Annotated in this window: 27 protein-coding genes; 6 read left to right on the forward strand and 21 right to left on the reverse strand. The window is 49.5% G+C overall.

The features are described from left to right. The first annotated feature begins 18 nt into the window (after nucleotides 1–18). Nucleotides 19–555, forward strand: coding sequence for a flavodoxin (locus tag ACN0TT_RS03730; protein ID WP_417760800.1), 537 nt, complete (start codon nucleotides 19–21; stop codon nucleotides 553–555). Nucleotides 556–900: 345 nt separating this feature from the next. Here ACN0TT_RS03730 and ACN0TT_RS03735 read toward each other — a convergent pair whose 3' ends face one another. Next, nucleotides 901–1,266, reverse strand: a complete 366-nt coding sequence (locus tag ACN0TT_RS03735) for a hypothetical protein (RefSeq protein WP_417760801.1) — start codon at nucleotides 1,264–1,266, stop codon at nucleotides 901–903. A 211-nt stretch (nucleotides 1,267–1,477) separates the two neighbouring features. After that, nucleotides 1,478–1,753, reverse strand: coding sequence for a DUF3861 domain-containing protein (locus ACN0TT_RS03740; RefSeq protein WP_417760802.1), 276 nt, complete (start codon nucleotides 1,751–1,753; stop codon nucleotides 1,478–1,480). Between ACN0TT_RS03740 and ACN0TT_RS03745 the strand changes: the two genes are divergently transcribed. Continuing rightward, nucleotides 1,752–2,258 (forward strand): MarR family winged helix-turn-helix transcriptional regulator, encoded by a 507-nt coding sequence (locus tag ACN0TT_RS03745; RefSeq protein ID WP_417760803.1) that lies wholly within the window; start codon nucleotides 1,752–1,754, stop codon nucleotides 2,256–2,258. The two genes, ACN0TT_RS03740 and ACN0TT_RS03745, sit on opposite strands and share 2 nt — an antisense overlap. 250 nt (nucleotides 2,259–2,508) lie before the next feature. Here ACN0TT_RS03745 and ACN0TT_RS03750 read toward each other — a convergent pair whose 3' ends face one another. From ACN0TT_RS03750 to ACN0TT_RS03760, 3 genes are all read right to left on the reverse strand, one after another. Next, entirely contained in the window at nucleotides 2,509–4,764 is a 2,256-nt protein-coding gene (locus ACN0TT_RS03750) for a TonB-dependent receptor (protein ID WP_417760804.1), read from the reverse strand. Between the two features lie 90 nt (nucleotides 4,765–4,854). Next, nucleotides 4,855–5,325: a hypothetical protein gene (locus ACN0TT_RS03755; RefSeq protein ID WP_417760805.1), complete on the reverse strand. Its 471-nt coding sequence runs from the start codon at nucleotides 5,323–5,325 to the stop codon at nucleotides 4,855–4,857. Then, a complete protein-coding gene (locus tag ACN0TT_RS03760; protein ID WP_417760806.1) occupies nucleotides 5,325–6,491 on the reverse strand; it encodes a PepSY-associated TM helix domain-containing protein in 1,167 nt (388 codons plus the stop codon). The genes ACN0TT_RS03755 and ACN0TT_RS03760 overlap by 1 nt, the downstream gene beginning before the upstream one ends. 1,038 nt (nucleotides 6,492–7,529) lie before the next feature. Between ACN0TT_RS03760 and ACN0TT_RS03765 the strand changes: the two genes are divergently transcribed. Next, nucleotides 7,530–8,990, forward strand: a complete 1,461-nt coding sequence (locus ACN0TT_RS03765) for a family 43 glycosylhydrolase (protein ID WP_417760807.1) — start codon at nucleotides 7,530–7,532, stop codon at nucleotides 8,988–8,990. A gap of 119 nt (nucleotides 8,991–9,109) precedes the next feature. On the opposite strand, the gene ACN0TT_RS03770 is transcribed toward ACN0TT_RS03765, so the two are convergent. From ACN0TT_RS03770 to ACN0TT_RS03820, 11 genes are all read right to left on the reverse strand, one after another. Then, nucleotides 9,110–9,442, reverse strand: a complete 333-nt coding sequence (locus ACN0TT_RS03770) for a hypothetical protein (protein ID WP_417760808.1) — start codon at nucleotides 9,440–9,442, stop codon at nucleotides 9,110–9,112. A 493-nt stretch (nucleotides 9,443–9,935) separates the two neighbouring features. Beyond that, entirely contained in the window at nucleotides 9,936–10,787 is an 852-nt protein-coding gene (locus tag ACN0TT_RS03775; protein ID WP_417760809.1) for a peptidylprolyl isomerase, read from the reverse strand. After that, entirely contained in the window at nucleotides 10,760–11,248 is a 489-nt protein-coding gene (locus ACN0TT_RS03780; RefSeq protein ID WP_417760810.1) for a nitrogen fixation protein NifZ, read from the reverse strand. Before ACN0TT_RS03780 ends, ACN0TT_RS03775 begins: the two co-directional genes overlap by 28 nt. A gap of 21 nt (nucleotides 11,249–11,269) precedes the next feature. Continuing rightward, complete coding sequence (locus tag ACN0TT_RS03785) at nucleotides 11,270–11,545, reverse strand: nitrogenase-stabilizing/protective protein NifW (protein ID WP_417760811.1); 276 nt, start codon at nucleotides 11,543–11,545, stop codon at nucleotides 11,270–11,272. After that, nucleotides 11,532–12,716 (reverse strand): homocitrate synthase, encoded by a 1,185-nt coding sequence (gene nifV / locus ACN0TT_RS03790; protein ID WP_417760812.1) that lies wholly within the window; start codon nucleotides 12,714–12,716, stop codon nucleotides 11,532–11,534. The genes ACN0TT_RS03785 and nifV overlap by 14 nt, the downstream gene beginning before the upstream one ends. Before the next feature lie 39 nt (nucleotides 12,717–12,755). Further along, a complete protein-coding gene (gene nifS / locus ACN0TT_RS03795; RefSeq protein WP_417760813.1) occupies nucleotides 12,756–13,994 on the reverse strand; it encodes a cysteine desulfurase NifS in 1,239 nt (412 codons plus the stop codon). Continuing rightward, the gene (gene nifU, locus ACN0TT_RS03800) at nucleotides 13,984–14,952 is read right to left on the reverse strand and encodes a Fe-S cluster assembly protein NifU (protein ID WP_417760814.1); all 969 of its coding nucleotides are present in this window, start codon (nucleotides 14,950–14,952) and stop codon (nucleotides 13,984–13,986) included. Before nifU ends, nifS begins: the two co-directional genes overlap by 11 nt. A gap of 303 nt (nucleotides 14,953–15,255) precedes the next feature. Continuing rightward, nucleotides 15,256–15,873, reverse strand: coding sequence for a Fic/DOC family protein (locus tag ACN0TT_RS03805; RefSeq protein ID WP_417760815.1), 618 nt, complete (start codon nucleotides 15,871–15,873; stop codon nucleotides 15,256–15,258). Beyond that, on the reverse strand, nucleotides 15,860–16,021 hold the full coding sequence (locus ACN0TT_RS03810) for a hypothetical protein (protein ID WP_417760816.1): 162 nt from the start codon (nucleotides 16,019–16,021) through the stop codon (nucleotides 15,860–15,862). The genes ACN0TT_RS03805 and ACN0TT_RS03810 overlap by 14 nt, the downstream gene beginning before the upstream one ends. A 134-nt stretch (nucleotides 16,022–16,155) precedes the next feature. Then, nucleotides 16,156–16,560: a hypothetical protein gene (locus tag ACN0TT_RS03815; protein ID WP_417760817.1), complete on the reverse strand. Its 405-nt coding sequence runs from the start codon at nucleotides 16,558–16,560 to the stop codon at nucleotides 16,156–16,158. 520 nt (nucleotides 16,561–17,080) lie between these two features. Next, nucleotides 17,081–17,332 (reverse strand): hypothetical protein, encoded by a 252-nt coding sequence (locus ACN0TT_RS03820; RefSeq protein WP_417760818.1) that lies wholly within the window; start codon nucleotides 17,330–17,332, stop codon nucleotides 17,081–17,083. Nucleotides 17,333–17,748: 416 nt separating this feature from the next. Here ACN0TT_RS03820 and ACN0TT_RS03825 point away from each other — a divergent pair, with 416 nt between their 5' ends. The 3 genes from ACN0TT_RS03825 (at nucleotide 17,749) to ACN0TT_RS03835 (ending at nucleotide 20,490) form a co-directional block, all read left to right on the forward strand. After that, nucleotides 17,749–18,771, forward strand: coding sequence for a Solitary outer membrane autotransporter beta-barrel domain (locus ACN0TT_RS03825; RefSeq protein WP_417760819.1), 1,023 nt, complete (start codon nucleotides 17,749–17,751; stop codon nucleotides 18,769–18,771). Between the two features lie 89 nt (nucleotides 18,772–18,860). Beyond that, the gene (locus ACN0TT_RS03830) at nucleotides 18,861–19,364 is read left to right on the forward strand and encodes a hypothetical protein (protein ID WP_417760820.1); all 504 of its coding nucleotides are present in this window, start codon (nucleotides 18,861–18,863) and stop codon (nucleotides 19,362–19,364) included. 229 nt (nucleotides 19,365–19,593) lie between these two features. After that, nucleotides 19,594–20,490 (forward strand): MliC family protein, encoded by an 897-nt coding sequence (locus tag ACN0TT_RS03835; protein WP_417760821.1) that lies wholly within the window; start codon nucleotides 19,594–19,596, stop codon nucleotides 20,488–20,490. Nucleotides 20,491–20,572: 82 nt separating this feature from the next. Here ACN0TT_RS03835 and ACN0TT_RS03840 read toward each other — a convergent pair whose 3' ends face one another. The 5 genes from ACN0TT_RS03840 to ACN0TT_RS03860 all read right to left on the reverse strand — a co-directional run bounded on the left by ACN0TT_RS03840 (nucleotide 20,573) and on the right by ACN0TT_RS03860 (nucleotide 24,751). Continuing rightward, on the reverse strand, nucleotides 20,573–20,914 hold the full coding sequence (locus ACN0TT_RS03840) for a hypothetical protein (protein ID WP_417760822.1): 342 nt from the start codon (nucleotides 20,912–20,914) through the stop codon (nucleotides 20,573–20,575). 314 nt (nucleotides 20,915–21,228) lie between these two features. After that, nucleotides 21,229–21,531, reverse strand: a complete 303-nt coding sequence (locus ACN0TT_RS03845) for a hypothetical protein (RefSeq protein WP_417760823.1) — start codon at nucleotides 21,529–21,531, stop codon at nucleotides 21,229–21,231. Nucleotides 21,532–21,646: 115 nt separating this feature from the next. After that, nucleotides 21,647–21,895, reverse strand: coding sequence for a hypothetical protein (locus tag ACN0TT_RS03850; protein ID WP_417760824.1), 249 nt, complete (start codon nucleotides 21,893–21,895; stop codon nucleotides 21,647–21,649). A gap of 153 nt (nucleotides 21,896–22,048) precedes the next feature. After that, on the reverse strand, nucleotides 22,049–23,548 hold the full coding sequence (locus ACN0TT_RS03855; protein ID WP_417760825.1) for a DHA2 family efflux MFS transporter permease subunit: 1,500 nt from the start codon (nucleotides 23,546–23,548) through the stop codon (nucleotides 22,049–22,051). Nucleotides 23,549–23,557: 9 nt separating this feature from the next. Beyond that, nucleotides 23,558–24,751, reverse strand: coding sequence for an efflux RND transporter periplasmic adaptor subunit (locus ACN0TT_RS03860; protein WP_417760826.1), 1,194 nt, complete (start codon nucleotides 24,749–24,751; stop codon nucleotides 23,558–23,560). Nucleotides 24,752–24,763 lie beyond the last annotated feature (12 nt).

Genomic DNA, 24,763 nt, shown 5'->3' on the forward strand with positions numbered 1-24,763 from the left:
TTTGGCAAGGGGAGCAACATGGCACAGATTGGCATTTTTTTTGGTAGTGATACTGGTAGTACCCGCAAAGTCGCCAAACAACTACACAAGTTACTGGGTGACGAATTAGCTGACAAGCCCGTGAATATTAACCGTGCTGATGCGGCAGCGTTAGCGGCATACGACATTCTTATTCTCGGCACGCCAACACTGGGTGATGGGCAACTGCCCGGCTTATCTGCCGATTGCCAAGAGGAAAGCTGGGAAGAGTTTATGCCTAACTTTGACGAGCTCGATCTGGCGGGCAAAAAAGTGGCTTTGTTTGGCTTGGGCGACCAAGTTTCTTACGCTGATGAGTTCGTTGATGCGCTCGGTGAGTTGTATGACGTGGTTGTTGAATGCTGCGCTGAAGTGGTCGGCAGTTGGCCGTTGGATGGTTATGACTTTAACCAATCTGCTGCGGTGTTGGATGAGCGTTTTGTCGGCTTGGTGCTCGATAAAGATAATCAAGCCAGCCTAACCGACGATCGTTGTGCTACTTGGGTGGCACAACTGAAAGCGGAACTTGCACTGTAGTTAACGGTAGTACTGCGCCCGTAGAAGCCACGCTTGCGTGGCTTTTCTATATTGATGGATGAGGTAATAGTTGAGCCTTAGTATTTGATTTTTTTATTCAAATTAAACGCGTTATGACCAAGGCGCGACCAGTGATATTTAGTCAACCAAGCAAGCGGGATGCAACAAAACAAAGTGCCGCGTGCGTTTAAATGACGGCTTTGGGCAGCGAGGGAGTGCGCCAATTATTTCTCGTTCGGTGCGAGTAGTCGAGCATGACTACACGGGACCTCAGCTGCTTAGTCTACATTCTACATTGTTTGCTGCCACAACAATCAAGCACGGCCAACAGCCCCTAACAAAGTGTTATTTGCCAACTGCGGCTTGGCTGACGACTTCGCGCGAAACGCCAATAGTTCGCCATTTTTGCTGCTGATATTTTTGTTTAACGTGGTAAAGCACATCGGCTTGGGTTTGGCTAAGCGTGCGTATATCCCCGTCCTCGGCAACCACTAATGGCTCACCCGTTGAGGCATCAGGATTTATCGGCTGAATCGGTTCAGCACTGCATTGGTTGCGTTGATAAACAACGTGTACTGGCACATTGCTATCGAGCTGACTTTCAAGTTGGCTGCCCTGCGTCAGCACGTTGAATAGGGCTGGGTTGCTGCTGTTATAGATTAGCTCGGCCTTATAACAGTTGTTGAATTGAGGTTTTTCACTGGCGGCCAAGGCGCTGCCACAGATGGCGAATAATACGGCGCTGGGCCAATAGTTTGTTTATGTTCATGTGTCATCCCTGATACTAAATACTCATCTCCTTTGTAACAGCTTAGGTATGTTTTTTAAACAAAAAATGGCGTGTTTGCTGCGATTTATTAAGGGAACTGTGCGCACAAGCGTTGATGTTGCTATTCCCATTCGCACGGTCCAATCGCTGTGGCTAATTGCTACGTTTAAGCTTCATCATAAACTGTTTGAACTGTGGCCCAAGCTCCTCAAATAATGGATGTTTGCGTTCTTGCATCAGCACTTCACCAAACAGTTTTAGGCCGATAATGAAGCTCTTGGTTTGTTCATCACTGAACCCAAACTTGCCATCCACCTTGTTGAGGATGGCAAAGATATCGTCATGGTTTTCGGTTTCAAAACTCAGCGCTTGTGTGGGTTGTTGTTGCTGATCGAGTTTTTCTAGGGTGATTCGATATTGGTGTCGCATGTTGACTCCTGTGCCCTTGGCACTTGATGAGTTAGTTGATAAAATCAATCACATTAAATTCAATTTAATTGATAAAGTCAACTATATGAGCGTCAATCAACAACTCTTTACGGTACTTGATGCCTATAAAAGTGCGTTACAGACGACACTAGCACAACAACTACCACAGCTATCATTGCTGAATTTTCGTGTGCTGCGCCTGATTGGTGGCACTCGCGAGGTAACGCCTTTACAAGTCGCGCAGTTGCTACGGCGTGATAAAGCACAGGTCACGCGGCTACTGGCTGAGTTGGTCGATAAAGGTTGGCTACGCAAACAACCGCATCCACAAGATAAGCGCAGTGTGCAGCTGCTACTGACGGAGCAAGGGCAAGTATTGCTGCAGCAGGCCTTGGTACTGGAACAGCAGTTGTCACAGCGGATGTTGCTCGGGATGAGCGCAACGCAGCAACAACAGCTAGGAGACGGGCTCACAGCACTGCTCGCTAATTTGCAGCAAGCGTAATGGCCATTGCTTTGCGGTCTAGTGTATGAAAAAGCCCACCGTTAATGTCCTTAAACAGCGGGCTTTGCAGGGAACAGCACTTTTAGTATTTTGAGCTACGAGCTACGAGCTACTTAGAGTTTAGTGGTGAACTTCAACCAGAACTTGTCACCCGTAGGTTTGTTCTCAGTTGCTAACTCTCTGTAATCCACAGCATGTAGAAAGGGAGCCTCGGCTCCCTTTCTCTTTGTGAGAGTAAGCCTAATTGGGCTTACCAGCGGGCTTCAACGCCTATTCCTATCACCCGTGGTGCGCCAATAATGCCGTCGTTGGCTGAACGGATATATTGTACGTAATCACGATCAAATAGGTTTTGCGCGAACAGATAGGTACTCCAACTGTCGGCATCATAGGCGATGCGCGTATTGAACAGGGTACGAGACGCCAGCTCAATTCGGTTAGCGGATAAGTCGTTATACACTCGGCTACGATAGTTAGCGTTAATATTCCAACTGAGGTTATCGCTCAGGTAGATATTTACCCCTGCCGACGCCGTATGGTTGGGGGCATAGCTAAACTCTTCACCAGAGTAGTCGTTGATATTACCACCTAGTACAGCGGCAAATTGATCAAACTGAGTCTTGCTATAGCCGTACGACAGATACCAATCTACATCGGCGCTGAGTTGCTGTTTGATGGAGGCTTCTAAGCCATACAGATGCGCCGAGCCTGCATTGACGGTGTGAGTGTCGTAGTTGTTCAGCCCAAAGGTGGCAGTGACTTGCTTATCTTGCCAATCGACATAATAGAGGTTGGCGTTAAACACCGCGTTTAAGTTTGGCAGCTCTTGGCGCCACGCAATTTCGTAGTTATCGGTGTATTCCGGCGCGTATTCAAACACCTGACTACGAGCAATGTTGAAGTTGCTGCCGCCTGAACGATAGGCTTGTTGGTAGGTTGCTGTCACCGATGTGTCATCGTTAATGCGATAGCGTAAACCGAATTTAGGCAGGAAGGTATCGTTGGTGGTGCTAGTTTGCGGATTATCGCCGTTGGTTTGCATCACTAGGTTGAGTACCGCGTCGTTGATGCCACCTACGAGCTGATTGAGCATGCTACCGCTGGGGGCAAACGCATCGGGATCGGGTAGGCTACCAGTAAAGCGGCCTGCAGTGATCGAGCGATAATCATAGGTTTGGTGATCGTAGCGGAAGCCCAACTGTACGCTCCAATTATCGCTTAGGCGATAATCTAGGTCGGCAAACAGCGCTTGGTTTTTCGATTTGGTATCGTCAAACGATTGGTAATCCACCGGAATAATCGGCAAAGCCGCGCCATAGTTGTTGGCAATCGTGCCGGCGGTATCGCTATCGAGGCCATAGCTCTGCAACAGGGCATTAATGGTCGGTAGTGGTGTCACTATGCTGTTAAGGGTAGCTAAATCTGAGCGCGTTTTGTGCTGCGAGGCATACAATCCCATGACTGCCGTGAGTTCTTCGCCTTGGTAGTTGGCGCGAAACTCTTGAGTGAGCACTTGATAGTGCTCCTTGCGGTTAGCCCAACCTATGTCATCGGCACGCAAGTCCACATCGTATCGGCGGTACACGTCCGACTCGCTATGGGAGGTATTGGACGATAATAGCCAGTGCTCATTGAGTTGATAATCGACATTCAATGCCAGCAGATCGGTTTGGGCATTGGAGCGGTTGGCATAGTCGGAGGTGTTAACTCGACCGGGCAGGTCGAGTCGGTTGTAGGTGTACATATAGGGGCCGTCACGATCATCGCGGGTGTAACTCAGTTTGACCGACAAACCGGATATGGCGCTGGGCGTCCACAGCAGTTTACCGCGCAGCATTAATGAGTTGAGGCGATCTTCCTTACTGCCTCGGGTGGGATTATCGGTGAAACCATCAAATAGGTGTTTATCCGCGGCAAAACGGAAGGCCAGTTCATCTTGGATCAGCGGGCCACCAGTGGCGACCGATAGACGTTTGTCATCCGGATCTGACCACTGTACGCGTGCCTTACCGCGCCAGTCCATGGTGGGAGCTTGCGTGTTAATGACTACGGCTCCCGCTAAGGCGTTTTCCCCTTGAATGGTGGATTGTGGTCCACGCAATACCTCCACTTGAGCCACATCCCATAGATCACTTGGCCCGGTATCGGCGATTTGGCTCGGCAGGGGTACACCATCTAGGTAAATAGTGGTGAGAGGGTTAACCGCTCCAGCTTCATCACTAATGCCGCGGATAGTAAAACCGCGGTTGCCATACATCTGGCTGACGTTGGGGGTTTTGCTCAGGATGTCATACAGTGATTGAATGTTTTCCTGCTCTATTTGCCATGCGGTGGTGACGTCCACACTGGCGGCGGTATCTTGCATACTGCGACGGCCTTTTTCACCTGTCACAGTAATCTTCTCAATAGCATTATTGGCGTCGTCCGCATGGGCGGCGCTGAATGGCAGCAACAGTGAGCCGACGACCAGAGGCAGTAATGCCGGCCGATTTGGCAGAGTAACCATAATCTTCTCCGTAAGAATTAGGATCTAATGCGCGTGGGGAGTTTGAGCAAGGTACACCTAGGCTGGTGTACCTTGCCTAGTGCCTGTGGTTTAGTTGGACAACCACTGGGCTGGAAGGGGCCATGAGATGGTGTTGAGTTCTCCTTGCCAGGTCTCAATTGTGAGCCAGATGCGGTCACTGGCGCTGAACTCGGCTGCGGCGAGCGCGTGTACATGCTTGCCGTAGCGGCTACCATGCAGAATGCCCAAATCACCATCTTGCAAGGTGTCAAAGCTCAGTGGCGCAGGGCCAATGCTCATAAATCCTTGGCGGATCTGCTCTGGGTTGCCTTGATTAAACAACACCATAAAGTCTTTGATGTATTCACCATCATGCCGATAAGCACCATCCATATCTAATGGCATTGCGGCAATTTTGAAGTCACCAATTTGCTGTTCCTGCAAGCTGTCAGGAAAGGTCGGATGCAATGATTGGTATAGGTAGTACACCGGCAGCAGTAGTAATAGGCCGCTTAACTTGAACTTATTACGGTGCCAAAACGTCGCTTTTAATCGTGCCATTAGAGCGATTCTCCTGCGGTGTTTGCCTCGCTGGTAGCGGTTTGGGGTTTCACTTTCGCTTCTTTACGTACCGTAATGAGGCGTTTACTCCACATCATAAAACCAGTGATAGACATGCCTGTCAGCATGATGCCAAACAAAAACCAGATGATTTTAGTCCAGATGCCGCCAATGGTGCCGTAGTGCAGCGGATCGACCACATGCATCACTGTTTGTACGGCATTCATCGAATCTGGGGCCAATTGGTGGCTAATAGCGCCACTCCAAGGATTGATAGATACCTGATAGGCATAAAGGTCATAAAATGGATTAGCGCCACTACCATACAGGTGGTAGTTATCACGGTTGTGTTCCGGTAAACCCACATAATTGGCTTTGAAATCTGGGTACAGTTGCTCAGCAGTGCTGATCGCTTGCGCCAAACTCACAGGAAAATGTTCTACTGGTTGGGCTGGCAGTTCGCTTACTGCGACGATAGGGGCATGCGGTTCCACTTCAATATCGGCATGCATTAAAATGCCCTGTACTAAGTACCACAAGCCGGTCAGACTCATGATTGCCATAAACCAGATAGACCATACGCCCGCAGTGCGGTGTAAATCAGCTAATAACGTTTTCGTCCCTTGATTAAAGCGAATACGTGGTTGGGTAAAGGATTTCCAAAACTGCTTGTACACCATCAAGCCACTTACCAGCGCCCCGAGGAGTACAAAGCCCATGGCACTCACGAGGTAATAGCCAACGCTGTAGGCATGTTGCCATGGAAACAATAGCCAACCATGCAACGATCGCATAAAACCTGTAAAGGTTAAACCTTGGTTTACCTCTTGGATCTCACCAGTGTATTGGTTGACGTAAGCCACGGCGGCAGGCACGTTTTTATCGCTGAAAAATACTGCGTTAATGATGTAAGGCTCATATTGCATCAAACCAGTAATATCAGCGGTGGGATGGGCCTTTTGGACGATTTCGGTCACTTCCGCCACACTTTTTGCGGGCAGGTTGTCAGGGTTGACGGCGCGCGAGTTGGGATTGGTCAGCCAAGTGAGTTCGTGACTTACCACTGCGATAGTGCCCGTTAAGCAAATAAAGCAAAACAGCACCCAAATGGGTAACGAACACCAGCCATGAAAAGCAAACCAAAAACGGTTGGACAACTTGCGCATAACCTACTCCCAGACTTAAGAGTTATGGATGCTAATAAAAATGAGAAACGTTATCAATATATCAAAGGTAAATCTTGGTCATGGTTCACATATTTAGCATTGAGTGCTGTCTGGAGGAATTTAGGCCAAATAAGACTAAGATATTAATATATATGATGTATTGTATTTTTTGAGCCGCTACACAATGGTGCTATTCTCGCCAATATAAATAGTATGATAATTTGTAACTGCTGATGACCATCTGCGCTATTTACCGCCAAAATGCAACAAAAGGAGTTGTTGATTCATACCCGTGTAATGGCAAGTTGTAGGGGATTATTCGCTGTTGCTTAATGTGATGGTCTACCTCTTGTCTAAGCCTAATCTCAGCATAGTCGCTGAGAAGGGAGGCGGACCATCACATTAAGTCCAGTTTATTGAACTGGAATACGGTGAGCACCATCTATCCAATCAGCAGCACCATCTAAAACCCTAGGGGCTGTTTATCTTTGCTGGTTGTTTTTGCAGCAGGCAGCGCGTGATTTAGGCAAGGCAGGTGATGTGCCGTGTAGTTATTCTCCACCAACAGCGCCTAACGCTGAATAAATTGCGCGCTGTCGCTGCCCGAAGGGTTCATTTAAACGCCTCCTGAACTTTGTTGCGCCCAGCTTGCTTAGTTGACTAAGCCTCGCAGGTCTCGCCTCGTTCATAATGCGTTTAATTTGAACAAAAATTAAACACTGAAGATAAACAGCCCCTAGGATATTGTTAACATGTACATTCATTTATCATACAAATATGGCTAATTTGCACTATCTTTTAGCCGAACGATCGATGTTTGTGCTCGTTCAGGGGGCTCAGCGAGGTACGCACCGGTGTGACCATGAGCAGGATGGAGCGATAGCTATTCAAGGCCGTTAACGTAAGTCATGTTGGGGTATGTCTGCGTTAACGCACTGAACCAACCAGTTGTCACCCGCTTATCGTCTGCAAAACACGGGGGAAATACCGAGTCTAATTTGTTCATAATGAACAGCTAAAATATAACGGAATAACAATATGATAAGTAAATCGCTTACCTATCTCTTAAGCTTACTTTGTGTTGTAGTAAGTACCCTAGTTAACGCAAATGTAGTTTTAACTGGCACCACGGATATTCACGATCCCTCCACCATTGTCCGAGAGGACGGCGTGTATTGGACCTTCGGCACCGGTGGCGGAGCTGCCACCTTACCGATAAACGCGCTGTACTCAAGCGATATGGTCAACTGGCATCGTGGTAGCTCACCCATTGCACCAAACAGTTACCCGAGCTGGATCAATGCCAAAGTGCCCGGCTTTGATGGCAACTTTTGGGCGCCAGACCTCATTGAGATGAAAGGTAAATATTACCTGTATTACTCGGCGTTCTCTGCCAGTAATGGCATGCATTCCGCCATTGGGGTGATGGTGACTGATTCACTCAATAACCCGAACTGGCGCGATCTGGGCATGGTGGTGTCGACGGTAGATGAACCTCTTTCATCCGGTGGTTTTGCGGTAAATACCATTGATGCTGGCTTGTACCGTGATACTGCGGGCAAAGTGTGGATGATCTATGGCTCCCATTATGCGGGCATTTATGTGCGCCAGATTAATCCCGATACTGGGCTGCTCGCCAACAACAACCGCTATGCTGTTGTCAGCAATAACGGCAACTGGCACGAGTTTGAAGCAGCACAAGTGCAATACCTCAACGGTTACTACTACTTGTTTGCCAACCTCGCCGATTGTTGCCAAGGGCGCGACAGCACCTATTACATTGTGATGGGGCGCTCGACCTCACCGACTGGGCCATTTGTTGATAAAAATGGCGTCAATATGTGGAATTACGGCGGCACCACAGTGCTGTCAACCTCAGGCAATTACATCGGCCCCGGCCACTTCGGTTACATTCGCCGAGGCTCCCAAGACTTGGCCAGTATTCACTATTATGACGGCACTACCTCAAATGGCTGGCCAGCAAGATTAGATCTGCTGCGTATCCAGTTTGGTAACGACGGTTGGCCCTACTTTAACCGTAATTACAACCTCAGTAGCGACACCCGCTTGCGCGATGGTCGCGTGCGTATTACCTCAGTATTGAGTGGCAAAGCGCTAGAAGTTGCCAACGCTGGTCTGAATGATGGCGACAATATTATTTTGTGGAATTACTGGGGTGGCACCAACCAGCAATGGGACATCGTCCATGTTGGCGGAGGCTATTACAGCATCACCAATGTGCTCAGTGGTAAATCCGTTGATGTGTATGATTGGAGTACCGTGAACGGTGGTGAGATCCGTCAATGGAATTTCTGGGGCGGAGAAGGCCAACGTTGGCTGCTGCAATACGCGGGGAACGGCCACTATGCGATTTACAGTTACTGGAGCGGTTTGGCGTTAGATGTGTACAACATGGACACCGAAGATGGCGCCGATGTCGTGCAGTGGGATTTCTGGGGCGGCGATGGTCAGCTCTGGAATATCAATTACGTCGACTAACCTACCGTTGTGACCCAACAGACGGCAAGTGACGTTGCCGTCTGTTCATTTCCCACTAGCATTATTACGCCCTTGGTTGGCAAGTACAGCCGCCACTCAACACGCTGTAGCAGATTAACTCAAGCGATAAATGCCAATACCACGAGCGAAATAAACTGCGTGATGGTGGCTAAACTCATCGCCATGGCGATCCCCAAGCCTGCCTTTTTCTCGTGCGGCCGCCGCCCTAGCGGATCATCAATCCACGCCAAGATACGATTATGATGCACAGGACTGTATACCACCGCAAAAGTGATATATCCCGCTAACGGTAGTGCATTAATGGCTAACGCTGACCAGTAGTTGATAGTGAGTGAAAGCAAGTAGCTTGGCAGTGCGATTGGAATAACGATCACCAGCAACAGCAGGCTGATCAACGGCGCTTCAATGTAAGACAACCAACGCCACAACAAGAAACGGTTCAATAGTTAGGGGCTGTTGATCTTTGCTGATTGTTTTTGCAGCAGGCAGCGCGTGATTTAGGCAAGGCAGGTGATGTGCCGTGTAGTTATTCTCCACCAACAGCGCCTAACGCTGAATAAATTGCGCGCTGTCGCTGCCCGAAGGGTTCATTTAAACGCTAAAGATAAACAGCCCCTAGCAACTTCTCAAAAGTAATAGCTAGCGCAGCCTAGCATGCTAGCTTGCCGCAAACCAAGCCACAGCCTGCATGCATGCAAATGCGAGTTTCTTGAGCTTTCGGGGGTGATTTGGGTTCCAATGAAACGTGCTACGAACCAAGTGACGTGGATGCCAAAAACTAAGTGCAGCTGGCAGTTAACTGTCGCTTTCGGCCAACGGCAGCGCGCAATATTTTGGAGCGTTAAGATCTAGTGCTGGAGCATGAATACACAGCATAGCAATTGACTTGCCCCAATCCCGCTCCTCCGCCTACGACAAAAACGCTCAGCCAAGGTCAGCAGCCACTTTGTTGATGAAGACACGGTTAAGCCACTGCTTTTGCAGATACTTTTTTGCCCGCTGCTGATGGCGTTGCTGCAACAGCGGTAACACCTCATCAAAACTGGCGACTTTAGCGGGTTTGAATTGATGCCAGCGCACTAAGTGAAAGCCGAGTTCAGTTTCAATCGGATCGCTTACCGCGCCTTCGGCAAGACTGGGCAATACCGCGGCAATCTGTGGATATAATTTATCTTGCTCACACCAGCCGAGAAAACCTTGTTCCATCGCGCTCGGGCATTCGGAATATTGTAGCGCCAACTGAGCAAAGTCATGTGTTTGTGCTAGATGCCGCACGTGACAAATCCGCTTTAACACAGCGTGGCGACGGTTTTCGGCATAATCTTGATTAACGGTGATAAGAATTTGGCTCAGTTGCCAAATCGCGGCGCGGCTAAACTCCTGTCGATGCCCATCAAAATAGGCTTGTGCTTGTTCAAGCGCTAACGGTGGAATATCCACGCTGACGTGTTCAAGCACCCGTTCACAGCGCAATTCGTCGTAAAGCGCGGCACGTAAGCCCTCGCTGGTAAGCCCCTGCTTAGCTAACGATTGCGCAAAGCTGGCCTCCCCATCAAACTGCGCTAAACATTGCGCCCACGCCTGTTCAAGCTGGCTGGCAGATACACCGATGCCCATCGCTTCGTGGCTATGCAGTATCGCCTGTTGCAGCTGCATTAAGCGCTGCACTTGGCTAGCTACCTGCAGCTGTTGCTGCGCGCTTAATAACTCGGGGTTGAGCTTAAACAGCTCAGTGGCCACTTTCACCGTTAGATAACGGCGCTTTTGCGTCTCCATCGACTGCCCTCTTGTTCTGGCGGCACATCTTCCAGCGCCCGATCGGGTACTGTCACTTCGGTGTCACCGATTTTGACGGTAAAGGCTAACTCACCGCTCTCCAACGAGCGATCAATCCATATTACTTGCACCCGATCGCCCTTGCGCGCCAGCAGCTCACCTTGGCTCGCCAGCGATAAGGTCAAACAGGCATAATCCAACAGGTGAAAGCGGCAGGGGCTAAATGGTAGTGAGGCATCAATCACTTCCACATCACGCAAGCCCACTAACCGCCCTGTGTCAGGGAAAAACACGTCATAAATGATCTGGTCTTGCAAAAACCAACCGTGTTTACGCACCACACCAATGGCACCTTCAGCCACAATCAGTTCCCCTTTTTCCATGCCGAAAAAGCTGCCGTCGTTACGCACATTGCGCACCACACGCACCTCAGCACCGGGGGCAAAACGCACATCATCCATGCGGGTTCTTCCTTCTATTGCTTACACGTCACAGCCGCTGCAAGTGCCGCAGCCCATATCGGCGAATGCTAACTCTTGGCCGAGCTTGATGCTGCCATACGCAATCCGTACCGCTTTGCGATAGTGTTCCATGGTCAGTGGCGGGTCGTAACGTTCCAACACGCCGTGATATAACCGCAGCAGTTGCACCCGTTTGGTTTGCACCACTTCTGGGTCGTATTTCACGTTAAAGAAGTTGAGAAAATCCTCCGCTGTCTGCAAGTTTTCAGGCAGAACAGCGCTATTAGTTGCTTCCATATTCTTCTCCTAATGGGCTGACACCGAGGATCGCCACCGATTGCGCCAAAGCCCGTAACGCAACATCATCAGGGCTACATTTGTGGGTTTCTGACCATTGCCGCAAGGTAGTGCGCAGTTGCTGGCATTGCTGGTTATCCAGCTCGATACCTAAGCGGCGATACACTGTGCTAATGGCGTGAACACCAGAGTGTTTTCCCAACACCAGTGTGTGCTCCCGCCCCACCAGTGCTGGAGAAAAACCCTGATAGTTATCAATATCTTTGAGTAAACCATCAATGTGGATGCCGGCTTCATGGGTAAACACGCCGGCGCCGACAATCGCTTTTTGTAATGACACTTGCCGACCCGATGCCAATAAGGCGTATTGGCAGATCGCGGGCAGTTGCACCAGATCTATCGCGGTATTGGCTTTGTTGAGCACATTAAGCGCCACGGCGACCTCTTCTAACGGCGCGTTACCGGCCCGTTCGCCTAGCCCATTAATTGTGGTGTTGATGGAGTTAGCCCCCGCATCAATTGCGGCCAAGGTGTTAGCCGTCGCTAGACCGAGATCGTTGTGGGCATGCATCTCTAGCGCTAACCCGGTGTGCGCCCGTAGTTGGCTAATCATTTGATGGGTACGAAACGGCTCAAGGATGCCGAGCGTATCGGCAAAGCGCAGGCGACTCGCACCAGCACGCTCGGCCACTTCGGCCACCGAGTAGAGCAAATCCATATCCGCCCGAGAGGCATCTTCCATGCCGACACAAACCTGAAAGCCGAAATCGAGCGCCTGTTTGACATAGCGATCGGTGCGCGCCAGCACTTGCTCTGGCGTACTATGCAGTTTGCTGTGGATCTGCTGCCGCGATACTGGCGTTGAAAGGTCAACCCAATCTAAGCCCAAATTCAGCGCTTGGCTGATATCAAATTCGGTCATGCGGCACCACGCCATGGTTTGCGTGGCCGATGGATTGGCCGCCAGCAATGCAGCCGTGATCGCTTGGATAGTATGCTGCTCAGCAGCGCCCATTGCCGGAATACCAATCTCCAACTCCGGCACCCCCGCCGCTTGCATTCGCAAAGCTAGTTGCACTTTTTCGTCGGTGGTAAATGCCACGCCGGGGGTTTGTTCACCGTCGCGCAGCGTGGTGTCGTTTATGCGTACATATGGCAGCGTCTGGCTCATTCGCTCACCCTCATTCCCGTCCATAACGTGCTCAGCCAATTAGGCATAGGCTGGAGCAAACATCTCTGCCGAACCCGTATTGCTGTCGTTATCCCAGTACGGTGACAACATGCGCAGCCGCGCTACGATGGCGGGTAGCTCATTGAGTACCGCATCGATGTCGTCATCGGTGGAAAAGCGCGATAGCGAGAAACGTAAGGTGCCGTGTGCCGCGGTAAAGGGAATGTTCATCGCTTTCATTACATGGGATGGCTCCAGCGAACCAGAGGTACAGGCCGAGCCAGACGAACAGGCGATGCCCACTTGATTGAGCATCAGCAGCAACGCTTCCCCTTCGATATATTCAAAGGCAATATTGGTGGTGTTAGCCACTCGTTGCTGCGGATTGCCGGTAACAAAACTGCTTGGAATACGCGCGAGCAAACCTTGTTCAAGCCGATCACGCAGCATCGATTGGCGGGCGTTTTCCGCCGCCATCGCGTGGTAAGCGATCTCCGCGGCCATGCCTAAGCCAATGATCGACGCCGCATTTTCAGTGCCTGCACGGCGGCCACGTTCTTGATGACCACCGCGCAGCAGTGGCCGATACCGAGTGCCACGGCGCAGGTACAAAGCACCAATGCCTTTAGGCGCGTGAAATTTGTGCCCCGAAATCGACATCATGTCGATATCGGTGTGCTGCACGTTAATCGGATATTTACCAGCGACCTGCACCGCGTCTACATGCACTTGTGCTCCCACCGCTTTGGCGAGCTTGGCGAGCATCTCGACCGGAAACAGCGTGCCAGTTTCATTGTTAGCCCACATGATGGAGACCACGGCAACTTGCTCGCTCAGCGCTTGACGAAACGCGGCAACATCAAGGCGGCCTTTGTTATCAACGCCAATCCAATGGATCTTATAGCCCTTACGTTCAAGGTGTTGGCAGAGCTGCAAGGTGGCGGGATGTTCGACCACTGAGGTGATGATCTCTTTGCGATCTGGCAGCGCTTCAACGGCTGACATAATCGCGGTGGCGGTGGCTTCTGTGGCGCAGGAGGTAAACACCACTTCGGTTGCATGTTCCGCCCCCAGCAGCATCTGCACCTGCTCACGCGCCTTCGCCATAGCATGCCCAACCGTCGCCCCCAGTTCGTGAATCGAGGATGGATTGCCATAGTAGTCGCTCAAAAATGGCAACATGGTTTCCAGCACTTTGGGATCAATGCGGGTAGTGGCGTTATTGTCCAGATAGACAGTTTTTGGCAACGCCTTGGTGTTAACGGCTTCATAGATCATAAGTGGCCTCCTTTTTCTCAGCGTCTTCGCGGCTAGGTTGCAGCGGAAAGACTGTCACCGTTTCCCCCAGTGCATCTGAGATCTTAATTTCCAAATTCGCTAAGGTCAGGCCAGATAAACCGCAGCCTGAACAGTTACCTGACATGCTGACAAACACTAAGTGATCTTCCACATCCACCAGATGGATATCACCGCCATCGGCTTGCACCGCAGGCCGCACTTCATCTATCACCTGTTCGATCAGTGCTATGCGTTTAGCCTGTTCTGGGTCATTGGCATCACTGACTACCGCCATTTTTGGCTTAGCAGTGGCGGCTATCGGTTGTGGGGCAACAGTTACTTTTTGCTTAGCACGCGCCACCGCGGCCACATCAATGCCCGCCTCGGCCATTTCAGCTAACGCTTCATCCAATACCCATTCAATTTTTTCGTGGCAAGATGTACAAGCGCCACCCGCTTTGGTGTAGTTCACCACTTCTTCGATACTTTGCAGCCCGTTAGCTTTAACGACCCGTTTGATCATCAAGTCATCAATGGCAAAGCATTTACAGATCAGTTCGCCCTCTTCGTGGTCATCTGCCATGACTTCACCACGATAGTTGGCCACTGCAGCGTGTAATGCCTCCATGCCCATCACTGAGCAGTGCATTTTTTCCGGCGGTAAGCCATCGAGGAAATCGGCAATCTCTTGGTTGGTCACCTTCAATGCATCGTCCAAGGTTTTGCCGATGATGATTTCGGTTAATGCCGATGAGGAGGCGATGGCGCTGCCGCAACCAAAAGTTTGAAACCCCGCATCTTCAATGATCTCAGTATCAGGATTGACTTTGAGGCTCAGACTGAGCGCATCACCGCAACTGATAGAGCCGACATCGCCACGCGCGTTGGCATCACTCACCAATTTTGCGTTCTTCGGATTGAAGAAATGCTGCTTCACTTTTTCTGAATAGTCCCACATATACTCACTCCCTAACCTGTGTGACGGTGCTAGCTACGGCCTGTCGAAGAGCCTCACCGATTTCTCATTGGTTTAGGGAGTAGTGCAAATGGCACACCAGCCAAGTTTGTTTTTTAATCAGCCAGTAACTGATTGAATAAATGCGACATTCATCAAACTTTTTTAGCTTATGCCAATGAGGTCAATCATGGCATTTTCACCAATGTCAGCATTTTGTAGTAAAGCCAACAATTTTGTAGGGGATGCGCTTGTCGCATACTCGACAAGCGTACAGACAAGGAAAGCAATGATGACGGGACGGAGTTATTCAACCAACGGCGTCACGCTCTGCTCGAAGATCTCAATCAGTGGGCCAAGGTCGAGGTGTACACCGGCAATGTTGGCGTCTACCCACTGCGCTTTGGTGATATGTGGCCAATGTACCTCAAACCCGAGGCAGAACAACATCTCTTCAAAAAAGAATCGCTGCGCGCGGCCGTTGCCTTCACGGAACGGATGCAACAAGTTGATTTCACAATACAGGTCAGCAATCGCTTCTATCAGCGTACTGGAATAACTCAATAGGGCTAATGACGGAATTTGGGCAAACAGTTTGTCAGCTTCCGGTGCAATGCGGTCACAGTGGCAAAAACGCGTGGTGCCTTTGGCAATATCGACATCGCGAATTTTACCTGCCCAAACGTATACATCTTGAAATAGATAATGGTGCAATTCACACAGGTGGTGCAAGGTAAAGTCGGCAATGTTCAGTGGCGGGGCGTTGTAGCTGCGGTAGCGGGCGGCAGAAAATGCAGCCTCAGCGCTCGCCAATTCCTCAGCACGATGAATATGCAGCAGGTTGATTAATACGCCTGAGCTGGGATAACAGTATTTGTCTTGAGCGACGCCATACTTGTCTTGTGCCACATCATGTCTTTGCATATTTCCGTTTTAGCTCCTCAATGGTGAGGTTTTCATCGGCTTTATTTAGTGCTAATCCTTCGTACATCAAACTGGTTTTACAATTCTCCATGTTCGGCATAAATTTGGGCTTAGGTTGCGGGGATTTCGCCGTAGCGCTTGCTGTCATAGAGCCTCCTAAATTGCTGCTAAATTATACGTTAGCAGCCGTTATTTGTCATTTCCCCTCCTTGCTCACATCGCCGCAAACGCCATAAAGAAGGCAGCCCGTAGGCTGCCTTCTTCACGTTAAACTGGCTTAGCTTATGAACCACGCAATTCATCTAAGCTGTATTGCTTAGTGATATCCCCTTGGTCAGAGGCTTGAGTCACAGTCAACTGATCACGGTTACCACTCACGGTAATGATGCCAGTTTTCTCGTTTTGCCATTCACCTTTGTTTGGTGCCCAAACCACATGATTATCATCCACGCGGCAACGATAGAAATCGGTTTTCCAATCCTCTTTGTTGGTGTATTTCACATAGATCAACTGGCCGTTTCGGTCCACCACTGTAATATCGTTTACATCTTTTTGAAGTGCGGTAGCCATACTGGCCTTACAGATATCCGCCGCTTTAAATTGACTTTGTACTTGGTTGCCACAACCTGTCAGTGATAGTGCCAAAACCACTGGTGAAAAGACTGCCAGAACTTTACCTACTGCCATATATCCTCCAAATGCCAACCCCATTGGCTTTAGAACATAAGAAATGTTGTCCATCTTCTACATTGACTTATGTCCCCACGACACAAGCCAGGTGGCTACATGGCATTTGGTGCGCCCTTGATTCGGTAAATCCTGTCAATCTCAACCCGTTTAAACGGCGTAAACCGATAAAAATGCCATCTTGCATCAAACACTTAAATGCATACGACTTTTGCCACCTCAAGTGTGGTCGCAGTAGACGCCTTTTTCCATGCTGATTCCGCGATATTGGTCACTTATAGACCATTGGCTAATAGGCTGGCGCAGAGTTTGTGAGTGAGTTGTGAGGGCAATAACGAATATCAGCATTATGTGAACTAAGCCGGTTGCATGATGAGAATTTAATCTTAATTCAGGCAGTTAAATCGATAAAGCAGATGATTCGATGGCGATATTCCGTTGGCAGGAGTTGACAAAATACAGGCAATGTCTGCTCACTATCACCTGCGAATGACACCAACAGACTGCGCCATATCCCAAGCTATTTCATACGTACTTTGCCGCCGATCATCTTAAATGCTGGCGTGCCGCGGATCAGTGTCTCTCGAGCAAACTCTTGACCACAACCGGGGCAATGGCAAGGCTGCTCGGTGTAATCCTCGGCAATACGTTCAACAAAGCATTTCACCAATGCGCCCTTGCCCCCTTTATGGTATTTAAAAATGGCGGCCTGACACTTAGCGCAACTAATATCTACGGTCCGAGTCGGTAGCTTTTTATTGGGTTTTGCCATGATGCCTCAGTAAGTTGGAATGTGTACTTATAGTAAAGATTTTGCAAGGAAGGTGCGAACACGTCTTGGCAACACGCGGGATATGTAGGCAATAACCGTTCAGGGCAACGAACTGCGGGCATGCTTTGTGTAGTCGTCAAGTAAAAGTGGGCTAACGCAGCAATGCATTAGCTTACAAATGTTCATTAGGCGTGATTTAGGCAAGGCTATGATGTGTCACGTAGCACGCTCCACCAACCGCAACTAAACACAGCGCTTTATTTAAGCGCACTATACCTACAAGTCACAATGCTACATGGTGACAATCAATAAATGCTAGGATGACGTCACTTACTTTTGTCGCGTTAGCACATTGCTGATTGCTGTTAGTAAGCAGGATCCGCGAGCTAATATGCCCACGTTTACAAGGAAATAGTGTGTACCGATTGTCCCTTAATCGTCTTGTCCCAGTCTGTTGCTACTTGATGATAACCGTCGGGTTTGCCAACAACAGTTTCGCGCAGCAGCCTCCTGTTTCGCCAGAGTTTGACCGAATAGTGCAAAACTTTGTGGCGGAAAACACCGCCCGTTCGGTGGTGGTAGCAGACGCCAACCTAATCACGCTAGGCATTATGGATTTTAATCCGAGCGAGTTTATTGATACTGGCGATTTAGACGTAGGTAATGAAGATACTTTAGAGCTACGCAGTAGCTTAACTAACTATAGTTTGCCTTGGTCCTTTGCCCGGCAGCAGCTGTCGGAACAGCTCAGCTATCAGACCAAACTGCGCGCGTCTTATATCGGTGTGAAACAAAATTTTCAGCTGGAGCAAGAAGACGGTATTAACCCGTTAGATGAGAAAAACTATCTGGTCTACGGCGAAAATGCCTGGCGTTATCAAGCGACGCCGAACTGGACAATCCATTTTGGTGTAGGGCTGCAGTACCTGTTCTACCACAACAATTTTGACTACCAAACGCCGACAATGACGGCCCTTAAACCGACATTTGAGCGACGGCTATTAAACACCTCCTATTCGGCTTTGCTGCTAGATCCCAGTGTCGGCGTTAGGTATCGCGGCCAACTTGGCGAACATCATTGGCAGTACCAAGCAGAGTATCGCTATGCTTTGGGTCACACCATCACCAGCGACTACCGAGCACAAGAGACACATATGCAAGCCGGTCGCTTAAGCAACACCGTCATCTTGCATTACCAAACGGGTACCCTATGGCAACGCCCCAACCAATTACGCGTACTAGCGCGGCGTATCGACATCGACCACGACGCCATTACCCCACTGGGCACCAGCCACTACTACGAGTTTGGGCTCGGCTGGATTGTCGATACTAGTAAAGACTCAAGTCTGCTCGATAGCATTGGCATTGGGATTTCGCTCAATATTGGTAGTGACCTAAGCGGCGGCAGCGTAGTGCTGCTGTTTAACGAGGATTTGTAGTCGTTAAATGTACAAAATTCCCACTGACACCGTATTGATAAACTACTATTTATTCTGTCTTGATACTAAATAACAACTTGGATGTTGATATGAATAAATTTTCGCTGAGATATAAAGCACGGCAATTATCTATCGTTCCGATTTTTTTACTGCTAGCAACGGCTGCACAGGCTGATGATTTAAAGATAAGTCTAAAATGCGATGGTTCTGGCAGTAAGAGCGATACTGAGACGACTTATAAAACTACCCGTAATAAAAGCGAACATTCAAGAGAAACGGGTACTGAGCAAGCGATGATAAAGCGTGAATTTAAGGGCTCAATGTTGGTAGAAATTCACTCCAACATGGGGCAAGTCAAGATCCCCGTTGCCATGCTGCCACCGCTACAAAAAGATGAGGCCGCTGACTGGTTTCCCATTAATGATTACAAAGTTTCTGATACGGAAATCACCGGTCAAGTTCGCATTAACTTTTTAAATAAACCTGAGCTCAGAATTGATCGTACGACGGGTACAATTACCGTGGCTAACGGCTTAAATGAATTTGCGGGCGACTGTAAAAAAATTGATGAGAATGCCAAACCGCTGTTTTAACTCCCTAAGGAAAGTTGAACACTTTACGGCAACGTCGATAGCGCTCAAAGCATTGGCTAACAGCTCCCTATGCGTATGGGCGCAGACATCTTTTAAGTAAACACATCAGCATACGGCTTATAAATCTTAACTATCTTGGGCAGTATAAAAACGGCAACGCAGCAAGAACACAGGCATAGATAAGTCGTTCGGAATGACTAACAAATATCACCAGAACAGGGATCAGTGTATGAAAAAGGTGTGCTATTTTCTTGGATTACTCTTCGCCTCATCACACGCACATGCCGAGGCCGATGGCCCCGATTTTTACCGCATAACGGGAACAACACCCGCACCAATGTATGCGGCTAAAGCGGAAACTAGTCAATTAATACTCCTGCTCCCCCCAGACACTGACGGTTTAAAAAATTTAGGTTGTACTGGCATTCCTACGTTTTCAGCATGGCAGAACATGACTGAAGCAGAACGACAGGCGGCCAAACAAAACTCGTGGTGCAAAATCGATGTAAATAGCCGTCAAGGTTGGATTAAACAGCAGTTCTTAGCCGAAGGCAGTGCGGTAACAGCAAAGCCTAGCTTTGATTGCACCGCACCTCGCCCGCATGAAATTGAGATATTAATCTGCGGTAACCCTGAACTGATTGCGCTAGATAACAAAATGCAGCAGCGATATCAGGCGGCACTTAATGCCGCCAACGCCCTAGATGCCGATACAGCACAAGCAATTGATACGCTGAAAAAATCACAATCCGGCTGGCTAAAAGGACGCAATGAATGTTGGAAAGCACTGGATGCTAGAACCTCCTGCACAATCAATGAGTACCGACAACGCATGGCCTATCTGCAAGTTAAATGGCAGTTAGTTAAACCAACTACAACCGCGCGCTATAGCTGCAACGCAGCCAAAACAGACGAGCTTACCGCCTATTTTTTCCCTGATGCTGAGGTACCAGGAGTGGCAATTGATTACGGCGATAGCCGCGCGGTGTTGACTCAACAACCGGCAGAAAGTGGCACACGCTATGTAGGTAATTTTGGCAAAGTGTTTTGGGTAACGGGACAGCAAGCAAAATTCACTTGGACGCCAGCAGAAGCCGTAAAGACCTGTACGCTGGCTAGTGACTAATTCGGCAGCAAACGCTAGTAACCAAACAGCCCCAAAGCTTGGGGCTGTTTACATTCAAGTGCTAACGCTTGCAGCGCTTAACTTAATCTGCGGTTTTGGTCAGTAGCACATCGTCCACCACCATATGCCATTCCCCACCGTCTTCAAACGGAGGTTGGTTAACCACAAAGGTGGTGCTCATTGGGCCGATACCGACTTCAAAACCCTCATCGGTAAAACCTTTCAATGGCCCATCGACCGAAACATTGCCGCCATTTTTCAGCCGCTGATAGCTCACACTACCGTCTTCAGTGATAAGCAGATACATGGCCTTGTCTTGCCACTCCCCCACATAAGCGGCTTTTTCTGGTGGCACAGGTTCGCCACAAGCGGTGAGAAAAGCGGAGAATAGCAGAGCGATACAAATAGTAGTGAGGTGTTTCATTGGCTTCCCTTTAATGATTAACACAGAGTGAAATAACACCACACTGAACCATAAATAAAACCTCAGCGTCAAATCCAATGTATAAATGTTAACTAAAGCCAATGAAGGTGTGAACAAATCTGCGCAACCCGCTGGATTGGCAGCACATTACAGTTCGAGGCGGCTGACGCAGAAACGCCGCAGCTTAAAATCGCCGTAGAACGAGGCATACCGCTAACGTTATCTATCCTCTAGACCTACACACATTACCTGTTCCATCCTTGGCAGTTAATCATGTCACTTGAGTGACTCGCTGAGTCTACAAAACCTATTAACTATAATGGGTTAGCGCCACTATGCTCACTGAGCTGATTCCAGCAAGTTTGTGCGACATGGCTCAATTCAGCTAAATATTGGGGCCATTCCGTGAGGCTATCAAAACCTGCAACATCTCGGTCGCCCCATGCTCTTGGGTGACACATGCTAATGACATGTTCACACAAGCTCTGCGCCATTGAAGGTGAATCGGCACGCTCACAACCTTGAGTCACCGCGGCATAAATATCTTCTGCTCGCTTGCGCTGGTTTAACACGGCCACCTTTGCCAATAGCGGCGTTAACGCTTCAACTTTTAACATTTCTATATCCATACAGCACACACAGCTAGACGCTTTTTCTTGCCATAGAATGACGCCACTTGGCGGGGTTATCGGGGTGATTAACGCTGATTTGCTCGCGGTCTCTCACTGGCGGTTACTCTCGACACCAATTTGACTTAGGTGCGTTAACTTGCTGTTTTTGCAGTTGCCGCAGCACCTTCATTATGGCGTCTATCACGGTGTTTTTAGGAGCAGCTAAAATCGCATCTGCATCGGCAGCGGCTATCTCATCTTCACGCCAGATGTGCGTATGCGCCCCAGCATCATAGCGGATAAAGCATTTATGCTGACGGCGGACAATCCATACCTCATGCGGTGCTAAGTGAATAATCTCAGTGTCCATATGCCAACTGACGCTCTATGTAGTGGGTAAATGATTGACCAAATCTACCGTATTACGCCGCTGATGGCGACCACTAGAGCAATGACGGCCACGCTCGCAAAAAAGCCACTGACATTGCAGTGGCTTTCATCCAACGCTTGCTAATCCGCGTGCTTAACCGTGGGTTGCGGCCACATTCTTGGTGAAGAAGATGAACGGCACCAACAGCACAAACAACGCCATCAGTAAGGTGAAAAGATCGATAGTCGACATCATGAACGATTGGTTGGTAATCGTGCCATTGATACGTTCTAGGAACGACAAACCACCCTGCTGAATGTCGCCCGCCACCAACGGATTGTAGACAGAGATATGCTCAGCCATCACCGAATGATGCAAGCTGGCATCGTGCGACCAATACCAAGTGGTCAGCGATGACGCAAAGCTCGCGCCAATGGTACGGATAAACGTCGACAACGATGCTGCATCAGCAATATCCGGCCCATGCAGATCTGATAGCAAAATCGTGGTCATCGGCATAAAGAACAGTGCAATGCCAATGCCCATAAACAGCTGAATAATCGCGATCGAACCAAAATCGACATCAGTATTAAACTGCGCACGCGCATAGCAACTCACGCCAATCACCACAAACGAACCTGCCGCTAACATGCGCATATCCATTTTGTGCCCAAAGCGGCCGAGTATCGGTGTCAAAAACAGCGGAATGACCCCCATCGGCGCACAGGCTAAGCCAGCCCAAAGTGCGGTATACCCCATCTGACTTTGCAGCCACTGTGGCAAGATCAGGTTGATACTGAAAAAGCCCGCATAGCCTAAGGTCAGCAAAATTGTACCAATACAGAAGTTACGGTTTTTAAACAGTCGGAGATTGATAATCGGGTTATCGTCGGTCAGCTCCCAAATCACCATAAAGGCCAGCATAATCACTGCGAAGATCGAACCGGCTACAATCCACGAGTTGGCAAACCAATCCAAGTCGTTACCTTTATCGAGCACCACTTGCAGCACGCCAACCCCGAGCGCCATGGTCGCCAGACCAATCACGTCGAGTTTCACTTTCTCTGGTTTGTGTGGTCGGTCTTTGAGCTGTTTCAGCACCACCATCACAGTGAATGCACCGATGGGCAGGTTGATAAAGAAGATCCACGGCCAGCTGTAATCGTAGGTTAACCAACCCCCTAAGATTGGGCCCAAGATCGGCCCGACCACCGCCACCATACCAATCAACGCCAGCGCCATGTGCCGTTTGTCTTTTGGAAAAATCGACATCAACAGCACTTGGCTCATCGGGAACAACGGCGCGGCCACTAAGCCTTGCAGTGCGCGAAACACTACCAGCTCGCCCATGCTTTGCGAAACACCGCAGAGAAACGACATCAAGCTAAAAAGCACCAAGGCACCGACATACAGATGCACTTCACCCACGCGACGGCTGAGCCAAGCCGTAATCGGCAAGCCGATGGCGTTACACACCGTAAACGAGGTAATGACCCAAGTCCCTTGGCTCAAACTCACGCCCATGTTGCCTGCTATCGTTGGCAACGACACGTTAGCAATGGTCGAGTCGAGTACCTGCATAAATACCCCCAGCGAAATGGCAAACACACACAATGCCATGTTCGCTGGTCGAAATTGTTGCTGTTCACTCATGGCCGAGCCTTATGATTTTTTTGCCAAGTAGCCGTTATCACTCGCGTCATTGGCAGCAATAATATGTGCCACTAGCGCGTCCACCCCAGCAAGCGATTGGCTGTAAACATTGGTGCTATACAGTGCTTGGTCGGCAGATTGTTGTGGCAACATTGGACCCGATTGATCTAGGGTATTCACTTCCGCCACCATCGACAGGCCGATACGCAGTGGATGAGCTTGCAACTCGTCATCGTGCAGTTTGATGCGTACAGGCAAGCGTTGCACCACTTTGATCCAGTTACCGGTAGCGTTTTGCGCTGGCAATACCGAGAACGCGCTGCCAGTACCAATGCCTAGGCTTTCCACCTCACCGTGAAACACCACGTCGTCGCCGTACAGATCGGCGATCAGCGCCACTTGTTGGCCGATACGCATGTCTTGCAGTTGGGTCTCTTTGAAGTTGGCATCTACCCACACCTCGTGCAGTGGCACAACCGCCATCAGATCGGAGTTTTGCGAAATCCGTTGTCCAACTTGCACATTGCGTCTGGCAATGTAGCCGCTTACGGGTGCCTTCAATACGGTACGTTGTTGTGCCAAATAGGTTTGTTTAACTTGGGCAATGGCCGATTTCACCATGGGATGCGTTGCCACGGTAGTGTTATGTACAGCGGCTTCGCGTGCTTGCAGTTGTTGCTTAGCTGCGGCTAAGTCTTGTGTGGCTGAGTTCATTACATCGCGCGCATGACTCAACTCTTCGCGCGACAAGCCACCAGCAGCCACCATATTTTTACGGCGTTCGTAATCGCTTTTTGCTTGGGCTAAAGCGATGCTGCGGGTTTGCACTACCGCTTTGGCTTGCTCAAGGTCATTGAACAGCGCTCGCACTTGGCGCACGGTTTGTGCCAAGTTAGCTTCAGCACTTTCAAAGGCGATGTTGGCATCAGCATCATCGAGGTAAACCAATGCTTGCCCTTGTTTAACGTAGTCGCCATCATCAACGTCAATACGGGTCACAGTGCCAGTGACTTCTGGGGTGATCTGCACCAAGTTACCGCTAACGTAGGCATCTTCAGTGCTCTGTTCACCCACCACGTAGTTAACGTAGTAAAAGCTCGAACACGCCGCTGCGACAATCAATACGCCAGCAAAAATGGCGAGGCTTTTCTTGCGCTTATGCTTGTTATCAGCAGACGCGTTATCATTTTGATTCTGTTGCATGTCTTATAAACC

Origin of the sequence: Shewanella sp. (genome assembly GCF_048265805.1) — a bacterium.
Lineage (GTDB): Bacteria > Pseudomonadota > Gammaproteobacteria > Enterobacterales > Shewanellaceae > Shewanella.